General features: G+C 73.2%; 15 protein-coding genes. 8 read left to right on the top strand and 7 right to left on the bottom strand.

Features of this window, described 5'->3' with window-relative positions; genetic code table 11:
• Positions 1–18: 18 nt before the first annotated feature.
• The 5 genes from FGD68_RS11920 to FGD68_RS11900 form a co-directional block, all read right to left on the bottom strand.
• Positions 19–879, bottom strand: a complete 861-nt coding sequence (locus FGD68_RS11920) for a DUF3097 domain-containing protein (RefSeq protein ID WP_237609473.1) — start codon at positions 877–879, stop codon at positions 19–21.
• Positions 876–1,157 carry a protealysin inhibitor emfourin gene (locus FGD68_RS11915; RefSeq protein ID WP_119373778.1) on the bottom strand — a complete coding sequence of 94 codons (282 nt, stop codon included), beginning with the start codon at positions 1,155–1,157 and terminating at the stop codon, positions 876–878. Before FGD68_RS11915 ends, FGD68_RS11920 begins: the two co-directional genes overlap by 4 nt.
• On the bottom strand, positions 1,158–2,204 hold the full coding sequence (locus tag FGD68_RS11910; RefSeq protein ID WP_104234880.1) for a M4 family metallopeptidase: 1,047 nt from the start codon (positions 2,202–2,204) through the stop codon (positions 1,158–1,160).
• A 93-nt stretch (positions 2,205–2,297) separates the two neighbouring features.
• Positions 2,298–3,002: a response regulator gene (locus FGD68_RS11905; protein WP_119373907.1), complete on the bottom strand. Its 705-nt coding sequence runs from the start codon at positions 3,000–3,002 to the stop codon at positions 2,298–2,300.
• Positions 2,999–4,753, bottom strand: coding sequence for a sensor histidine kinase (locus tag FGD68_RS11900; protein ID WP_237609472.1), 1,755 nt, complete (start codon positions 4,751–4,753; stop codon positions 2,999–3,001). The genes FGD68_RS11905 and FGD68_RS11900 overlap by 4 nt, the downstream gene beginning before the upstream one ends.
• A 140-nt stretch (positions 4,754–4,893) precedes the next feature.
• On the opposite strand from FGD68_RS11900, the gene FGD68_RS11895 reads away from it, so the two are divergent.
• The 4 genes from FGD68_RS11895 (at position 4,894) to FGD68_RS11880 (ending at position 8,451) form a co-directional block, all read left to right on the top strand.
• Entirely contained in the window at positions 4,894–6,279 is a 1,386-nt protein-coding gene (locus FGD68_RS11895) for a cation:dicarboxylate symporter family transporter (protein WP_119372267.1), read from the top strand.
• An 88-nt stretch (positions 6,280–6,367) separates the two neighbouring features.
• Positions 6,368–6,850, top strand: a complete 483-nt coding sequence (locus tag FGD68_RS11890; protein ID WP_012038571.1) for an FHA domain-containing protein — start codon at positions 6,368–6,370, stop codon at positions 6,848–6,850.
• Entirely contained in the window at positions 6,850–7,551 is a 702-nt protein-coding gene (gene ftsR, locus FGD68_RS11885; RefSeq protein ID WP_104234877.1) for a transcriptional regulator FtsR, read from the top strand. Before FGD68_RS11890 ends, ftsR begins: the two co-directional genes overlap by 1 nt.
• Before the next feature lie 357 nt (positions 7,552–7,908).
• Positions 7,909–8,451 carry a MerR family transcriptional regulator gene (locus FGD68_RS11880; protein WP_012038569.1) on the top strand — a complete coding sequence of 181 codons (543 nt, stop codon included), beginning with the start codon at positions 7,909–7,911 and terminating at the stop codon, positions 8,449–8,451.
• A gap of 194 nt (positions 8,452–8,645) precedes the next feature.
• Here FGD68_RS11880 and FGD68_RS11875 read toward each other — a convergent pair whose 3' ends face one another.
• Positions 8,646–9,458 (bottom strand): ParA family protein, encoded by an 813-nt coding sequence (locus tag FGD68_RS11875; RefSeq protein WP_045528295.1) that lies wholly within the window; start codon positions 9,456–9,458, stop codon positions 8,646–8,648.
• 79 nt (positions 9,459–9,537) lie between these two features.
• Here FGD68_RS11875 and FGD68_RS11870 point away from each other — a divergent pair, with 79 nt between their 5' ends.
• Genes FGD68_RS11870 through FGD68_RS11860 form a run of 3 tightly spaced genes read left to right on the top strand, consistent with a single transcriptional unit; the run spans position 9,538 to position 14,950 of the window.
• Positions 9,538–12,939, top strand: a complete 3,402-nt coding sequence (locus FGD68_RS11870) for a pyruvate carboxylase (protein ID WP_119372266.1) — start codon at positions 9,538–9,540, stop codon at positions 12,937–12,939.
• A 15-nt stretch (positions 12,940–12,954) separates the two neighbouring features.
• Positions 12,955–14,427 carry a mycothione reductase gene (locus tag FGD68_RS11865; RefSeq protein ID WP_119372268.1) on the top strand — a complete coding sequence of 491 codons (1,473 nt, stop codon included), beginning with the start codon at positions 12,955–12,957 and terminating at the stop codon, positions 14,425–14,427.
• 31 nt (positions 14,428–14,458) lie between these two features.
• Positions 14,459–14,950, top strand: a complete 492-nt coding sequence (locus FGD68_RS11860; RefSeq protein WP_104234875.1) for a peptide deformylase — start codon at positions 14,459–14,461, stop codon at positions 14,948–14,950.
• A 36-nt stretch (positions 14,951–14,986) separates the two neighbouring features.
• Here the strand turns inward: FGD68_RS11860 and FGD68_RS11855 are convergent, their stop codons facing one another.
• The gene (locus tag FGD68_RS11855; protein WP_119372265.1) at positions 14,987–16,813 is read right to left on the bottom strand and encodes an AMP-dependent synthetase/ligase; all 1,827 of its coding nucleotides are present in this window, start codon (positions 16,811–16,813) and stop codon (positions 14,987–14,989) included.
• A 133-nt stretch (positions 16,814–16,946) separates the two neighbouring features.
• Between FGD68_RS11855 and FGD68_RS11850 the strand changes: the two genes are divergently transcribed.
• On the top strand, positions 16,947–17,912 hold the full coding sequence (locus tag FGD68_RS11850) for an ROK family glucokinase (protein WP_104234873.1): 966 nt from the start codon (positions 16,947–16,949) through the stop codon (positions 17,910–17,912).
• Positions 17,913–17,936 lie beyond the last annotated feature (24 nt).

Here is a 17,936-nt window from a genome sequence, read left to right as displayed (position 1 = left end):
GCCCCCGGTGCCCCGACGCTAGCGTCCGGCGGGGTCCGTCACGAAGTCGATGAGCTGCTCCACCCGGCCGAGGAGCGCGGGCTCGAGGTCCTGGTACGAGCGCACCTGCCCGAGGATCCGCTGCCACGCACGCGCGATGTCCGCCTGCTCCTCGTGCGGCCAGCCGAGCGCGGCGCATATGCCGTGCTTCCACTCCACGTTCCGCGGGATGACGGGCCACTCGCGGAGCCCGAGACGCCCGGGCTTCACCGACTGCCACACGTCGACGTACGGGTGGCCGACCACGAGCGCGTGCGCGCGGTGCGGCCCGCGGGCGACGGCCTCGGCGATCCGGCTCTCCTTGGATCCGGGCACGAGGTGGTCGACGAGCACGCCGACCCGGCGGCCCGCGCCCGGTCGGAAGCGGTCGAGCTCCTCGTCGAGGTGGTCGACGCCCTCGAGGTACTCGACGACGACGCCCTCGATCCGGAGGTCCTCGCCCCACACCTTCTCCACGAGCTCGGCGTCGTGCCGGCCCTCCACGAAGATCCGGCTGGGCAGGGCCACGCGGGCCGTGGCGTCGGCGACCGCGAGCGAGCCGGACGCGGTGCGCGCTGGTCCGGCGGGCGCGGCCCGCGGGACGCGCAGCGCGACGGGCTCGCCCTCGAGCAGGAAGGAGCCGCCGAGCGGGAACGTGCGCTGCTTCCGGCGGAAGTCCTCGAGCACGACCATCCCGGACTCGACCCGCACGATCGCGCCGCAGAACCCGGTCGACAGCTCCTCGACCACGAGGTCGCGCGTCGCGTCCTGCGGCCGCGGGGCCTTCTTCGCGGGGCCACGCCAGCCCGGGGCGAGCACGTCCTGTCCGTAGCGGTCGTCAGCGGAGGGGGGCGGGGTCATCCTCCGAGGCTCTCACGGGACGCGTCGCGCACCCGGTCGACGAGCCGACGCCACGCGCCGTCGACCGCGGCCTCGCCGAGTCGCGCCTCGCGGTCGCCCGCGCGCACGAGGTAGACGAAGCGGTCGGTGCCGGGGGTCGGCACGGCGGGCTCGTCCCATGGGCATGCGTCGACGAGCGCGCTCCAGTCGGCCGCCCCGTCCTGGCCGTCGTCCACGCGCACCGACCAGGTGCGGGTCATGCCCGCCACCCCGCCCGTGCGCGACACGGCGATCTCCACCTAGACCTCGATCCCGACGCCCTCCCACGCCGCCTGGACCGCGGCGACCTCGGACGCGCCCTCACCGTACCGCGCCGCCGCCGCGTCGATCGTGGCGCGGGCGAACGCCGCGAAGTCGGCGTCGGCGCGCACGGCGCCGGACTCGATCACGTCGTACCAGACGCGGCCCGCGCCCTCCCAGGCCGTGCCGCCGATCGCCGTGGCGGCGAGGAAGAACGCGCGGTTGGGGATCCCCGAGTTGATGTGGACGCCGCCGTTGTCCTCCTGGGTCTCCACGTAGTCGTCCATGTGGCCGGGCTGCGGGTCCTTCCCGAGCACGTCGTCGTCGTACGCGGTGCCGGGCGCGCTCATCGAGCGGAGCGCCAGGCCCGTCGACCGCTCGAGGAACAGCTCCGCGCCGACGAGCCAGCTGGCCTCGTCGGCCGTCTGCCCGAGCGCGTGCTGCTCCACGAGCACGCCGAACACGTCGGAGATCGACTCGTTGAGCGCACCCGACTGGCCCTGGTAGACGAGGCCGAGCGTGAGCTCCGTGACCCCGTGCGTCAGCTCGTGCCCGATGACCGTGAGCGACCGGGTGAACGGCGCGAACACCTCGCCGTCGCCGTCGCCGAAGACCATGCGCGTGCCGTCCCAGAACGCGTTGTCGTACTCCTCGCCGTAGTGCACGGTCGCGAGCAGCGGCAGGCCGCGGTCGTCGAGCGACTCCCGTCCGTAGACCTCGGAGAAGAGCGAGTAGGTGGCGCCGAGCCCCGCGTAGGCCTCGTCGACCTGGGCGTCGCCCGTGTCGGGCGCGCCCTCGACGCGCACCGTGCGGCCGGGCAGCTCCTCGCGGTTCCCGGCGTCGGAGATGGTGCGGTGGATCCCGGACGGGTCCCGCCCGGCCAGCGCCGACGCGTCCGGCGCCGCACCCGGACCGCGGCGGTCGTGGATGAGCGGTCCCTGGTCGCGGAGGGCGCGGCGAGCGGCCTGGCGGGCGGCGGCCAAGCGATCGGGGTCGGCCTCGGCGAGGCGGATCAGCAGGTACGGCGGGAGGATGGTGCGTCTCATGACCCGAGACTCGCACGGGGCGGCGACATCGTCATGGGTCGCGGCGGATCCGGCGGCGGGCTCGCGCGACCGCGTCGCGTGCCGTAGCGTGCGTCAGCTCGTCCAGCGGTACCCGAGCTCGGGCCGGCCGGGGGTCCCGTATCGCGGCACCCGCTCCACCTGGCCCACGTCGGCGAGGTACTCGAGGTAGCGGCGTGCCGTCACGCGCGACATGTCGAGCGCGCCCGAGACCTCCGCCGCGGAGACGCCGTCCGCGCCGCCGGTCGTCGCGCCGTCGCCCCGCGCGATCCCGCGCACGAGGTCGAGGGTCTCCGCCGACATGCCCTTCGGCAGGCGGGAGTCGGACGCGGGGGAGCGCAGCGCCGCGAGCGCCCGGTCCACCTGCAGCTGGGTGGTGCTCCCGCTGCCCGCCCCGAGCCCCTCGCGGTAGCCGACGTAGGCCGCCATCTTCTCCGCGAACGCCGCGAACGTGAACGGCTTGATGAGGTACTGCACGATGCCCGCGGTCACCGAGCTGCGCACGACGGCCTGGTCGCGCACGGCGGTCACGGCCACGACGTCGGTCGCGCGCCCGGCCGCCCGAAGCCTGCGGCACACCTCGAGCCCGTGCATGTCGGGCAGCGTCATGTCGAGCAGCACGAGGTCGATTCCGTCGGTCCCGGCCTCCGCGACGAGCCGCAGCGCCTCGCCGCCCGTGTGCGCGACGCCCGCCACCTCGAAGCCGTCGAGCCGGCCGACGTAGAGGGAGTGGGCTTCCGCGGTCAGCACGTCGTCGTCGACGACCAGCACGCGGATCACGCGCGCACCCCGCCGTCGCGGGCGTCGGCGCCCTCGGGCACGACGGCCGGGTCCTCTCCGGGGGCGTCGGCGGGATCCGCGGGCAGCACGACGCGCACGCGCGCCCCGCCCAGCCGCACGTCCGCGTCGCCCACCTCGACCCGTCCGCCGAGCCGTGCGGCCGAGCGGGCCACGAGCGCGAGTCCCACGCCGCGCGGCCCGGCGTCGCCCGCCTTGGTCGTGACCCCGAACTCCAGCACGCGCGGCCGCACCGCGGGATCCACGCCCGGTCCGTCGTCCGCCACCTCGACGACGAGCCCGCCCGCGTCGGTCCGCGACAGCGAGAGCTCGACGCGGCCGCGGTCGTCCCCGCGCGCCGTGGCGACCGACGGATCCGCCGCCGCGTCGATCGCGTTGTCGACGAGGTTCCCGACGATCGTCACGAGCTCGGTCGCAGGCACGCCCGGGTCGCCCGTGCCGTCGGCCACCCGCACGGAGAGCTCCACGCCGCGCTCGGCCGCCTGCGCGGTCTTGCCGCGCACGAGCGCCCGGACGACGGGATCCGCGTCCGCCGCCAGCCCGCCCTCCGATGCCCGCCTGTCCGTCTCGAGCTCCGCGGCCGCGAGCGCGAGCGCCTCGCGCGGCCGCTCCAGCTCGATGAGCGACACGATGGTGTGCAGCCGGTTCGCGAACTCGTGGGTCTGCGCCCGCATGGCGTCCGAGAGGGTCCGCAGCGTCGCGAGCTCGCCCGAGAGGCGCTGGATCTCCGTCCGGTCCCGCAGCGTCGTCACCGTCCCCAGCCGCGCGGCGCTCCCGGTGCGGCCGGTGGGCAGCGCCGGCCGCTGCGTGACCACGAGGACGCGCCCGCTGGGCAGGTGCACGACCTCGTCGGCCGTCGTCCCCGCGACGAGCAGCCGCTCGATCGCGGGCGGCAGCCCCAGCTCGCGTATCTCGACGGGACCGGTGGCGGGATCCAGCTCGAGGTCGAGCAGCTCGGCCGCCTGGTCGTTGTGGAGCACGAGCCGCCGGTCGCGGTCGACGAGCACGATGCCCTCGCCGACCGAGTGCAGCACCGACTCGTAGTAGGCGAGCATGCGCGCCATCTCCTCGGGCCCGAGCCCCCACGTCGTCCGTTCCAGGGACCTGCTGAGGAGCACGGCCCCCGCCGCGAGGAGCAGCGCGAGCGCCCCGACCGTGCCGACGAGCCCGGGGAGTCGCGCCCCGAGCACCTCGGTGACGCGGTCGACGGTCACGCCCGCCGCGACCAGCCCGACGATGCCGCCGTCCGCGTCGCGCACGGGGACGACCGCGCGCACGCTCGGCCCGAGCGTCCCCGTGAAGGTCTCGGTCATCGACCGCCCGGCGAGCGCGGGGCCCGTGGTGCCGAGGTACCTGCGGCCGATCTCGCCCGGGTCCGGGTGGGTCACGCGCACGGTGTCGCGGTCCATGATCGTGACGAAGTCGACCCCGGTGTCGCGCGTCACGTCGAGCGAGTAGTCGAGGAGGGCCGCCGTGGGATCCGCGGACGCGAGCCCCTCCGCCACGCGCGGCGAGTCGGCCACGGTCGTCGCGACGGCCAGGCTCCGGTCGGCGGCGGCCTGCTCGGCGCGCTGCCGGGAGTCCGCCCACAGCGCCGCGGTGGCGACGACCGCGACGAGGAGCAGGACCGCGAGCTGGACGACCAGGAGGCGTGCGGCGATCCCGCGGGGGAGTCCCACCCGGAGGCCCGAGAGCGGGTGGCGGAGCCGGTCGGCGAACGCGCGTCCGGCCATGCTGCCCCCTCGCGTCCGCGGCCGGCACCCGGCAGGAACATTATGAACACAACGCGGGAGCGCCCCCGCGTGTGGGCCATCCTGTCGAGGACCGTCCGCGCACCCGTGCGCGGGCGCCGCTCACGAGACAAGGACGTCCCATGACCAACCCCATCGCCGCGCTCCGACGCCTGGACCGCCAGCACTACCTCTACATCGCCGTCATCATCGCGGTGCTGCTCGGCATCACGGTCGGGCTCGTCGCCCCCGAGACGGGCGTCGCCCTGAAGCCCGTCGGCGACGCGTTCGTCGCCCTCATCAAGATGATGATCGCGCCCATCATCTTCTGCACCATCGTGCTCGGCGTCGGCTCGGTCGCGAAGGCCGCCACGGTCGGTCGGGTCGGCGGGCTCGCGCTCCTCTACTTCATCGTCATGTCGACGTTCGCGCTCGCGATCGGCCTCGTGGTCGGCAACCTCATCCACCCGGGCGAGGGCCTCGACCTCAGCGGCCTGCGCGCGCCGGAGGGCTCGACGGAGGCGGCGGGCGAGACGGACTTCCTCCTCTCGATCATCCCCACGTCGCTGCTGTCGTCGCTCACCTCGGGCAGCATCCTGCAGACGCTCTTCGTGGCGCTCCTCGTCGGCTTCGCCCTGCAGCAGCTCGGGAAGCGCGGCGAGCCCGTGCTCGAGGGGATCCGCAACATCCAGATCCTCGTGTTCCGCATCCTCAGCATGGTGATGTGGGTGGCCCCGCTCGGCGCGTTCGGCGCGATCGCGGCGGTCGTCGGCGCCACCGGGTTCCAGGCGGTCATCAGCCTCGCGACCCTCATGATCGGCTTCTACATCACGTGCGCGCTGTTCATCGTCGTGATCCTCGGCTCGCTCCTCTGGTTCGTCACCCGCGTAAGCATCTTCACGCTCATGAAGTACCTCGGCCGCGAGTACCTCCTCATCGTGTCCACGTCCTCCTCCGAGGTCGCGCTGCCGCGCCTCATCGCGAAGATGGAGCACGTCGGCGTCTCGAAGCCCGTCGTCGGCATCACGGTCCCCACGGGCTACTCGTTCAACCTCGACGGCACGGCCATCTACCTCACGATGGCGTCGCTCTTCATCGCCAGCGCCCTCGGCAGCCCGCTGGCCCTCGGCGAGCAGGTGTCGCTCCTCGTCTTCATGATCATCGCGTCGAAGGGCGCGGCGGGCGTCACGGGCGCCGGCCTCGCGACCCTCGCGGGCGGCCTGCAGTCGCACCGCCCCGACCTCGTGGACGGCGTCGGCCTCATCGTCGGCATCGACCGCTTCATGTCGGAGGCACGCGCGCTCACGAACTTCACCGGGAACGCGGTCGCCACGCTCCTCATCGGCACCTGGACCCGCGGCATCGACGCCGACCGCGTCGCCCTCGTCCTCGGCGGCGGCGACCCGTTCGACGAGAAGACCATGGGCACCGAGCACGGGGACGAGCTGAAGGCCCCGGCCGAGGCGCTCGAGGCCGACGTCATGCGGGCGGGTGAGCTCGGCGACGAGCCGCGCGGCACCGCCCGGTGACCCGGACCGGGGCCACGCCCGGGTGCCGCCCGCCGTGGTCCCGGCCGAGTCCGATCCGTTACGCTGTCAGGTCACAGGAGGTACGACCATGGATGGACGCGAAGAGGGTCACGGCGCCACGCGCGTGCCCGAGCAGTACACGAGCACGGACACCACGGCCACCTTCCGCGACGAGCTCGGAGCGGCCCTCGCGGGCCTCGACGGCGCCGTATCGGCCGAGGAGAAGGACGCCGTCACGGCGCTCCCCTCGGGATCCGCCCTCCTCGTGGTCCGCCGCGGCCCCAACCAGGGCGCGCGCTTCCTCCTCGACGCCGACGTGACCGTGGCCGGTCGCCACCCCGACGCCGACATCTTCCTCGACGACGTCACCGTGTCGCGCCGCCATGCGGAGTTCGTCCGGCAGGGCACGTCGTTCCAGGTCAAGGACCTCGGCTCGCTCAACGGCACCTACTTCGACGGCGTGCGGATCGACACCGCGCTCCTCCAGGACGGCGCGGAGGTGCAGGTCGGCAAGTTCCGCCTCACGTTCTACGCGTCGCGCACCGACCTCGTCGGCCGGACGAACGAGTAGTGACGGCGTCCGCCGCCCGGTCGACGCCAGCCCGCACCCCCGGTCTCCTCAGCATCGGGCAGGTGCTGGCGCGCCTCACGCCTGAGTTCCCCGACCTCACCAACAGCAAGCTCCGCTTCCTCGAGGAGCAGGGGCTGGTGCAGCCGTCCCGCACGGAGTCCGGCTACCGCAAGTTCAGCCCCGCCGACGTCGAGCGCCTGCGCACCGTCCTCGGGATGCAGCGCGACCACTACCTGCCGCTCAAGGTCATCCGCTCCTACCTGCACGACCTCGATGCCGGGCTCTCGCCCGCCCTTCCCGGCGGCGCCCCCGTCCCGACCGTCTCCATGCTCGACCAGGAGCGCCGCTACAGCCGGGCGGAGCTCGTGCGCGAGTCCGGCGCCACCGCCCCGCTCCTCGGCGACGCCATCACGGCTGGCGTGCTCATGCCCGCGGAGGTGTACGGCGAGGAGGCGGTGCAGGTGATGCGCGCGCTCGTCGAGCTGCAGCGCACCGGCATCGAGCCGCGTCACCTCCGCGGCTTCCGCCAGGCTGCCGAGCGCGAGCTGAGCCTCATCGAGTCGGCCCTGGTGCCCGTCTCCCGCCGACGCGACGCGTCGAGCCGGGCGCATGCCGCGGAGCTCGCGCGCGAGATCGCCACGCAGCTCGAGGTCGTGCGTGGGAGCCTCATCCGGTCCGCCCTCGGCCGCCTGTCGTCCTGAGGTCGTGCTCGCGCGGAGGTCCGCCCTCGGCCGCCTGTCGTCCTGAGGTCGCGCTTGCGCGGAGGTCCGCCCTCGGCCGCCTCTCGTCCTGATCGGGCTCGCGCCGACGGACGCGGCCGGTAGGCTGACGTGTCCGCACGGGGCCGTCCGCACGCCGGAGGGGCCCGTCGGGACCGGTCGATGCGCACCCCCGACGGGGGCGCGGCGGAGGGCCGGGACGACACGCCGGGCGCTTCCGCCGGATGTCGTTGATCGGGCCCGCGGGCCCCGCTACCGTGAGAGCACGATCCCGACGAACCGACCCGAGCAGCGCGAGAACCCCACCGGGGCGAGCGCTGAGGGGTGGAAGGCAGAACGATGAGCGACTCCACCCCGGACTCCGGGCGCTACGACCTCGGTCTGCTCTTCACCGACGGCCTCCCCGAGATGGACGCGAGCGCCGGATACCGGGGCGCCGTCGCCGCACGGGCAGCGGGGATCACGTACCGCCAGCTCGACTACTGGGCCCGCACCGGCCTGGTCGAGCCCACCGTCCGCGGGGCCTCCGGCTCCGGCACGCAGCGCCTCTACGGCTTCCGCGACATCCTCGTCCTCAAGCTCGTCAAGCGCCTCCTCGACACCGGCATCTCCCTGCAGCAGATCCGCACCGCCGTGAACCAGCTCCGCGAGTCCGGCGTCGTCGACCTCGCGCAGACCACGCTCATGAGCGACGGCGCCAGCGTCTACCTCTGCACCAGCAACGACGAGGTCATCGACCTCGTGAGCCGCGGCCAGGGCGTCTTCGGCATCGCCGTCGGCAAGGTCCTCCGCGAGGTCGAGCACTCCCTCGTCGAGATCGACACGCAGACCGTGGATCCCACCGACGAGCTCGCGGCCCGCCGCGCCGTCAAGGCGTCCTAGACCCGCGCGCCCGCTCCACCTGCCGCACACCCCTCCACGGCCAGCGGCCCCATCCGACATGCGCGGAGCGCAGCGGCGTCGGTCCTGTCGATCCGCACGTGCTCACGCCCCCGTCCGACAGGGGTCCGGGCGCACGATCCGCAGACGACGGACGCCGCCCCTCGAGGAGGAGCGGCGTCCGGAGGGCGAGCGGATCAGCGCGCGGCGTTCTCCGCGTAGTCGCCGATCTTCGCCGTGCGCATGATGCGCTCGAGGAGCTGGTCGAAGTTGCGCGCCATCTCCTGGGCGCTCTCGCCCGGCCACACGTGGAGCGGCTTCGCGGCACCCTGGGCCTGCTGGAGCGAGGTGCGCTCGGGCAGCTGCGGGCTCAGCACGAGCGGGCCGAACATGTCGCGGAGCTCCTTGATGCGGAACTGGTGCTCGAGCGACTGCACGCGTGCGCGGTTGACGATGATGCCGAGGGGCTGCAGGCGCGGGGAGAGGCCGCGGCGGATCTCCTCGATGGCGCGCAGCGCGCGGTCGGCGGCGGCGACGGAGAAGAGGCCGGGCTCGGTGACGACGGTGACGCGATCGCTCGCCGCCCACGCGGTGCGCGTGAGGGCGTTGAGGGAGGGCGCGCAGTCGATGAGCACGAGGTCGTAGTCGGCCTCGACGTTGGCCAGCGCCTCCTCGAGCTTCCAGATGTCGCGGATGCTGGGGTGCGGTCCGTCGAAGTTGATGGCCGACGGGCTGCCGATCATGACGTCGATGGTGCCGGTGCGGCCCTTGGTCCAGCCGCTGGGCGCGATGGCCGCGCGGACGATCTTCTCCTTGGGGGAGGCCAGCACGTCGGCGACGTTGAGGTGGCCGGCGACCTGGATGTCCATGCCCGTGGACACGTCCGCCTGCGGGTCGAGGTCGACCACGAGGGTCCTCAAGCCGCGGGAGAAGGCGGCGGACGCCAGTCCCAGGGTCACTGTGGTCTTTCCCACGCCCCCCTTGAGGGAGCTGACGCTCAGTACATGCACGTGGGAGAGGCTACCGTCGATACTCTGGGAAGACCTAAACGCGGGGGTGCCCGAGCCCCATCCGACGAGAGGCCCCGCCATGTTCCAGAAGATCCTGGTCGCCAACCGCGGGGAGATCGCGATCCGCGCCTTCCGCGCCGCCGTCGAGCTGGGCGCCCGCACGGTCGCCGTCTACCCGCACGAGGACCGGCACTCGCTGCACCGCCTCAAGGCGGACGAGGCGTACCTGATCGGCGAGGAGGGTCACCCCGTCCGGGCCTACCTCGACGTCGACGAGATCATCCGCGTCGCGAGGGAGTCGGGCGCCGACGCGATCTACCCGGGGTACGGCTTCCTGTCGGAGAACCCGGACCTGGCCCGCGCCGCGGCGGCGAACGGCATCGTCTTCATCGGCCCCGACGCCGGCGTGCTCGAGATGGCGGGCAACAAGGTCACGGCCAAGGAGCACGCGACCGCGGCCGGCGTGCCGGTCCTCGCGTCGACGCCGCCGTCGACCGATGTGGAGCTGCTGCTCGAGCAGGCGGCGGGCATCGGCTTCCCGATCTTCGCCAAGGCCGTCGCGGGCGGCGGCGGCCGCGGCATGCGGCGCGTCGAGCGCGCGGAGGACCTGGAGGACGCGCTGCGCGCGGCGATGCGCGAGGCGGACAGCGCCTTCGGCGACCCGACCATGTTCCTCGAGCAGGCAGTGCTCCGGCCTAGGCACATCGAGGTGCAGATCCTCGCCGACGCGGCGGGGGAGACGGTGCACCTCTTCGAGCGCGACTGCTCGGTCCAGCGCCGGCACCAGAAGGTCGTGGAGATCGCGCCCGCGCCGAACCTGGATCCCGCGATCCGCGACGCCATGCACGCGCACGCGATCGCCTTCGCCCGGAGCATCGGCTACGTCAACGCAGGCACGGTCGAGTTCCTGCTCGACACCGACGGGCCGCGCGCCGGGCAGCACGTCTTCATCGAGATGAACCCGCGCATCCAGGTCGAGCACACCGTGACCGAGGAGGTGACGGACGTCGACCTCGTGCAGTCGCAGATGCGCATCGCGGCGGGGGAGACGCTCGCGGGTCTCGGCCTCCTCCAGGACGCGATCGTGCTGCGCGGCGCGGCGCTCCAGTGCCGCATCACCACCGAGGACCCGGCGCAGGGCTTCCGCCCGGACACCGGCAAGATCACGACGTACCGCTCGCCGGGCGGCGGCGGGATCCGCATCGACGGCGGCACGGTCGCGACCGGCGCGCAGATCAGCCCGCACTTCGACTCGATGCTCGCGAAGCTCACGTGCCGCGGGCGTGACTTCCCGGCGGCCGTGACGCGGGCCAAGCGCGCCCTCGCCGAGTTCCGGATCCGCGGCGTCTCCACGAACATCCCGTTCCTCCAGGGCGTGCTCGACGACCCCGACTTCCAGGCGGGCGACATCAGCACGTCCTTCATCGACGAGCGGCCGGGGCTGGTGCGCAGCAACGTGTCGAAGGACCGCGGGACGAAGATCCTCAACTGGCTCGCGGACGTCACCGTCAACCAGCCGAACGGGCCGCGCACCGCGGTGGTCCGGCCCGCCGACAAGCTGCCCGACGTCGACCTCCGGCAGCCCGCGCCCGCGGGATCCCGCCAGCGGCTCCTCGAGCTCGGACCGCGCGGCTTCGCCGAGGCCCTGCGCGCGCAGACCGCCCTCGCGGTCACGGAGACGACGTTCCGCGACGCCCACCAGTCGCTGCTGGCCACGCGCGTCCGCACGCGCGACCTCGTGGCGGTCGCCCCGTACGTCGCGCGCACGACGCCCGAACTCCTCTCCGTCGAGGCCTGGGGCGGCGCCACATACGACGTCGCGCTGCGCTTCCTCGGCGAGGACCCGTGGGAGCGGCTCGCGTCGCTGCGGGAGGCGCTGCCGAACGTCGCGATCCAGATGCTGCTGCGCGGCGCCAACACCGTCGGCTACACGCCGTATCCGACGGAGGTCACCGACGCGTTCGTGCAGGAGGCTGCGGCCACGGGCGTCGACGTGTTCCGCATCTTCGATGCTCTCAACGACGTCGAGCGGATGCGGCCCGCGATCGACTCCGTCCTCGCCACCGGCACCACGGTCGCCGAGGTCGCCCTCTGCTACACGGGCAACCTGCTGGATCCCGCCGAGGACCTCTACACGCTCGACTACTACCTGGGCCTCGCCGAGCGCAGCGTGGCGGCGGGCGCGCACGTCCTCGCGATCAAGGACATGGCCGGGCTCCTGCGGCCGGCGGCCGCCGAGAAGCTCGTCACCGCGCTCCGCCGCGAGTTCGACCTGCCCGTGCACGTGCACACGCACGACACGGCGGGCGGCCAGCTCGCGACCCTGCTCGCGGCCAGCCGCGCCGGGGCCGACGCTGTCGACGTCGCGAGCGCTCCCATGTCGGGCACCACCAGCCAGCCGTCCGCGTCCGCGCTCGTCGCCGCCCTCGCCGACACCGAGCGCGACACGGGCCTCTCGCTCGACGCGGTCAGCGACCTCGAGCCGTACTGGGAGGCGGTCCGCCGCCTGTACCGGCCGTTCGAGTCCGGGCTCGCCGGCCCGACCGGGCGCGTCTACCGGCACGAGATCCCGGGCGGTCAGCTCTCGAACCTGCGGCAGCAGGCGATCGCCCTCGGCCTCGCCGACGACTTCGAGCTCATCGAGGACATGTACGCCGCGGCCGACCGGATCCTCGGCCGGATCCCCAAGGTCACGCCGTCGTCCAAGGTGGTCGGCGACCTCGCCCTCCAGCTGGCCGCCTCGAAGGCCGACCCGGCCGACTTCGAGCGGAACCCGCAGGACTACGACATCCCCGACTCGGTGATCGGCTTCATGGCGGGCGAGCTGGGCGACCTGCCCGGCGGTTGGCCGGAGCCGTTCCGCACCCGGGTCCTCCAGGGACGCGACGTGCGCATCGGCGTCACACCCGTGTCCGCCGAGGACCGCGCCGCCCTCGAGGCACCGGGAGCCGCCCGGCGCCGCACGCTCAACCACCTCCTCTTCCCGCAGCCGACGGAGCAGTTCGAGACCATCCGCGAGCTGTTCGGCGACCTCTCCGTGCTCGACACGGACGACTACCTGCACGGCCTGCGCCCGGGGCAGGAGCACGCGGTGCGGATCAGCCGGGGCGTCGAGGTCCTCATCGCCCTGGAGGCCGTGGGCGACGCCGACGAGTCGGGCATGCGGACCGTCATGGTCGTCATGAACGGCCAGCTCCGCCCCGTGTTCGTGCGCGACCGCGGCATCGCCGTCACCACGACCGCCGCCGAGCGCGGCGACCCGGCGAAGCCCGGCCACGTCTCGGCGCCGTTCTCCGGCGTCGTCACGCTGAAGGTGGAGGAGGGCCAGGTCGTCGCCGCCGGCCAGCCCGTCGCGTCCATCGAGGCGATGAAGATGGAGGCGGCCATCACGTCGCCCGTCGCGGGACGCGTCGCGCGCCTCGCGGTGCCGACCACGCAGCAGGTCGACGCGGGCGACCTGCTCGTCGTCGTCGAGCCCTAGGAGATGAGCCACGAGATGACCGACAGCCCGCAGGACCAGCAGCAGGCCGACCGCTACGACCTCGTGATCGTGGGTGCGGGATCCGGCAACTCGATCGTCGACGAGCGCTTCGCCGACCAGCGCGTGCTGCTCGTCGACGACGGCGAGCACTTCGGCGGGACGTGCCTCAACGCCGGCTGCATCCCCACGAAGATGCTCGTGCACGTGGCGGACGTCGCCGCGGAGACGCGCGACGGCGCCGCGCTCGGCATCCGCGCGTCGGTGGACGCCGTGGACTGGCCCGCGATCAGCGCGCGGGTGTTCGGCCGCATCGACGCCATCAGCGAGGGCGGCCGCGAGTGGCGCGAGAGCGGCATGGACAACGTGACCCTGCTGCGCGAGAGCGTCGGCTTCGAGGCGCCGGGCGTGCTGGTGTCGGCGAGCGGGCAGCGGATCACCGCCGACCGCATCGTCCTCGCCGCCGGCTCCCGGCCCCGGCCGCTGCAGGCCGTCTACGCGCCCGACCCCGACATCCACGACTCCGACTCGATCATGCGCATCGCCCAGCTCCCCGCCTCGCTCCTCATCGTGGGCGGCGGCTACGTGGCGGCCGAGTTCGCGCACGTCTTCAGCCACCTCGGCGTCCACGTGACGCAGGTCGCCCGCTCCGCGCACCTGCTCGGCAACCTCGACGCCGACGTCTCGACGCGCTTCACGACGCTCGCGCGCACGCAGTGGGACGTCATCACCGACTGCGAGGTCGAGGAGATCGAGCGCGACGGCGACGTGCTCCGCTCGCGCCTCGCCTCCGGCCACCTGGTCGAGACGGAGGCCGTGCTCGTCGCGCTCGGCCGCGTCCCCAACACGGACACGCTCGCCGTCGGGAACGCGGGCTACGACCTGCACGAGGACGGCCGCATCGTGGTCGACGACCGGCAGCGCGTGCTCGCAGGGGGCCAGCCGGTGCCCGGCGTCTTCGCGCTCGGCGACATCAGCGCCGACCACCAGCTCAAGCACGTCGCCAACCACCAGGCGCGCCTCGTGCAGCACAACCTGCTGCACCCGGACGACCTCATCGGGGGAGCGCCCGGGCCCGTGCCGCAGGCGGTCTTCTCGCGCCCGCAGATCGGCTCCTTCGGGCTCACGGAGGCGGAGGCCCGCGAGGCCGGACCCGTCGTCACGATCGAGCAGCCCTACTCGTCCACCGCGTGGGGCTGGGCGCTCGAGGACACGACGTCGTTCTGCAAGCTCGTGGTGGATCCGCGCGACGGCGGCACCATCCTCGGCGCGCACATCATCGGCTCGGACTCGGCGGCGCTGATCCAGCCGCTCCTCATGGCCGCCAGCCTCGGCCACCCCGTGACGGGCCTCGCCCGGGCGCAGTACTGGCCGCACCCGGCCGTGACGGAGATCGTCGAGAACGCGCTGCTCGCCGCCGAGTCCGCGGTGGCCGACTGGGCACGGGAGAATAGACCGGGCCTCGCGCCCGCGGGCGCCGATCGACCCTGATCGAGGCCCGCAGGACCCACGGAAGCAGAGAATGACTGAACGACAGATCCGCCTGTTCGGCGATCCGGTGCTGAAGACCGTCTCCTCGGAGATCCACGAGATCGACGAGGGCGTGCGCGCCCTGGTCGAGGACCTCCTCGACAGCGTCCGGCCTGACGGCCGTGCCGGGGTGGCCGCCGCGCAGATCGGCGTGAACCTCCGCGCCTTCAGCTACAACGTGGGGCCGGCCTTCGGCTACGTCCTGAACCCCGTGATCGAGGAGCTGCGCGGCGAGGCGGTCCTCGTCGACGAGGGCTGCCTCTCGGTGCCGGGCCTCTGGTTCCCCACCATGCGCCACCCCGAGGCCGTCATCACCGGCATCGACCTCGACGGGAAGCCCGTCCGCATCGAGGGCACGGGCGTTCTCGCGCAGGCCTTCCAGCACGAGGTCGACCACCTCGACGGCCTCGTCTACCTCGATCGGCTCGACAAGCAGCGCCGCCGCGAGGCCATGAAGCAGGTGCGCGAGTCCGACTGGTTCTGAGCCGACGGCCCGCGCGTGCGCGGGCCGTCGCTCCGGTCAGTGGACCAGCGAGTGCCCCTCCGTGGTCGGTGCCGCCTCGTAGATCCGGGTGATGACGTCGGCGAAGGCGTCCAGCACCACCTGGCGCTTGATGCTGAGCTTGGGCGTCAGGTGCCCGGCCGCCTCGGTCAGCTCCACGGGCAGCACGACGAACTTCCGGATGGACTCCGCGCGCGACACCGTCGCGTTGGCCGCGTCGACCGCGCGCTGCACCTCGGCCAGCACCGCCGGGTTCTGCGACGCCTGCTCGAGCGTCATCGCGGCATCCTGGCCGTTGTTCGCGAGCCAGACCCTGAGCATCTCGGGATCCAGCGTGATGAGCGCCGAGATGAACGGTCGCCGGTCGCCCGCCACCACGACCTGCCCGACGAGCGGGTTCGCGCGGATGGGGTCCTCGAGCGCAGCCGGGGCGACGTTCTTGCCGCCCGCGGTGACGATGATCTCCTTCTTGCGGCCCGTGATGGTGAGGTAGCCGTCGGCGTCGTAGCTCCCGAGGTCGCCCGTGCGGAACCAGCCGTCGTCGAAGACGGCCGCGGTCGCCTCCTCGTCCTGCCAGTACCCGTCGAAGACGTTGACGCCCTTGACCTCGATCTCGCCCTCGTCGGTGATCCGCGTGGAGACGCCCGGCAGCGCGGGGCCGACGGTGCCGATGCGGAAGCCCTTCACGAGGTTGACGCTGACCGGTGCGGTCGTCTCGGTGAGGCCGTAGCCCTCGAGGATCGTGAGGCCGAGCGACCGGTAGAAGTGCCCGAGCCGGAGGCCCAGGGGCGCGGATCCGCTGACGGCGAAGCGCACGCGCCCGCCCATCGCCTGCCGGATCTTGGAGTACACGAGCGCGTCGAAGAGCTTGTACTGGAGCTTCAGCGCCAGCGGCACCGAGCCGGCGTCGACGGCGACCGAGTGCGCGTACGCGACCTCGGCGGCCTTGCGGAAGACCTTCCCGCGGCCGGCGCCCTCGGCCTTCTGCTCCGAGGAGTTGTAGACCTTCTCGAACACGCGCGGCACCGCGAGCAGGAACGTCGGCTTGAACGACGCGAGCGCGGGCAGCAGCTGCGTGGTGTCGGCCTGGTGCCCGGTCTTCACGCCGGCCTGCACGTTGAGGATCGAGATGAAGCGCGCGAACACGTGCGCCGTCGTGATGAACAGGAGCGTCGACGCTCCGACCTGCACGACCTCCTCCATCGCCACCTCGGCGTTGCGCGAGAGCTCGACGAAGTTCGCATGCGTGAGGATGCAGCCCTTGGGCCTGCCCGTGGTGCCGGACGTGTAGATGAGGGTCGCCATGTCCGAGCCGACGGCGATGTTCCGGCGACGCTCGATCTCGGCGTCCGGCACGTCGACGCCCTGCTCGGCGAGCTTGTCCAGGTCGCCGAGGTCGATCTGCCAGACGCGACGCACCGCCGGCAGCTCCGGGTGCACCTCGTCGAAGCGCGAGAAGTGCTCGGCCGTCTCGAGGATCATCGCGACCGCGCCGGAGTCCTGCATGTTCCAGTGCACCTGGCCGGGCGAGGAGGTCTCGTAGACGGGCACGAGGACGGCGCCCGCGAAGAACACCGCGAAGTCGACGAGCGTCCACTCGTAGCGGGTCCGGCACATCATGCCGATGCGCTCGCCCGGCTCGATCCCCGCCACCACGAGGCCCTTGGCGAGGGCGACGACCTGACGGTGGAACTCGGCAGCCGACACGTCGCTCCAGCCCCCGCTCCCGTCCGGAAGCGCGAACAGCGCAGCGTCGGGGCTCGTCCTCACCCGGTGCACCAGGACGTCGGTGATGTTGTCGTCGGGTCTCGCCTCGACGGCGGCGGGCATGGTGTGCTGTTCCACGGCAACTCCCTCGGTACCGGAAATGGATGTGGTCAGCCTATCGGCGGGGGACTCCCGGGCGCTCGTCCCCGGTCGGGGGCGTCCGGCACGTCAGTAGGATCGACGGGCGAGACGATGAGGAAGGGCCCGCGGAGTGCATGCAATAGGGATCGACATCGGCGGGACCAAGATCGCGGGGGCGGTGGTCGACGAGCTCGGCGTCATCGCGGCGGAGGAGCGCACGCCCACCGAGGCGAGCAGCCCGGACGCGATCGTCGAGGCCGTCGTCGGCATGGTCGAGCGGCTCCGCGCCCTGCACCCCGACGTCGTCGCGGTCGGCGTCGCGGCTGCCGGCTTCATCGACGCCGCGCAGTCCACCGTCTACTACGCCCCGAACATCAACTGGCGCAACGAGCCGGTGCGCGAGAAGCTGCGCAGCCGCATCGACCTCCCCATCGTCATCGAGAACGACGCGAACGCCGCCGGATGGGCCGAGTTCCGCTACGGGGCGGGCCGTCTCGTCAGCGACATGGTGACCCTCACCATCGGCACGGGCGTCGGCGGCGCGATCGTCGCGGACGACCGGCTGTTCCGCGGCGGCTTCGGTGCGGGCGCGGAGCTCGGCCACATGCGCGTCGTGCCCGACGGCCTGCCCTGCGGCTGCGGCGCCCGCGGCTGCATCGAGCAGTACGGATCCGGCCGCGCGCTCCTGCGCACCGCCGACGAGCTGGCCGACCTCGGCGGCACGCACGGCGAGGGCCTCGCCGCCCGCCGCCGCGAGGTGGGCACGCTCACCGGCCACGACGTCAGCGACCTCATCCAGGCCGGCGACCCCGGCGCCCTCCTCGCCCTCCGCCGCCTCGGCGGCTGGCTCGGCGAGGCCGCCGCGAGCATCGGCGCGATCCTCGACCCCCAGATGTTCGTGATCGGCGGCGGCGTCGCGCAGGCGGGCGACCTGCTGCTCGACCCGATCCGCGAGGCCTACCTCGGGCACCTCCCGGCCCGCGGCTACCACCCGGAGCCGGAGTTCCGCATCGCCGAGCTCGTCAACGACGCCGGCGTCGTCGGCGCGGCGGACCTCGCCCGTCGCCACGCGGCCGCGCTGCGCCACAGGGCCTGACCCCGGGCGCCGGCCTGCGGCGTC

Source organism: Clavibacter californiensis, from assembly GCF_021952865.1.
Taxonomy (GTDB): domain Bacteria; phylum Actinomycetota; class Actinomycetes; order Actinomycetales; family Microbacteriaceae; genus Clavibacter; species Clavibacter californiensis.
This window is presented reverse-complemented; position numbering and strand designations above follow the sequence as displayed.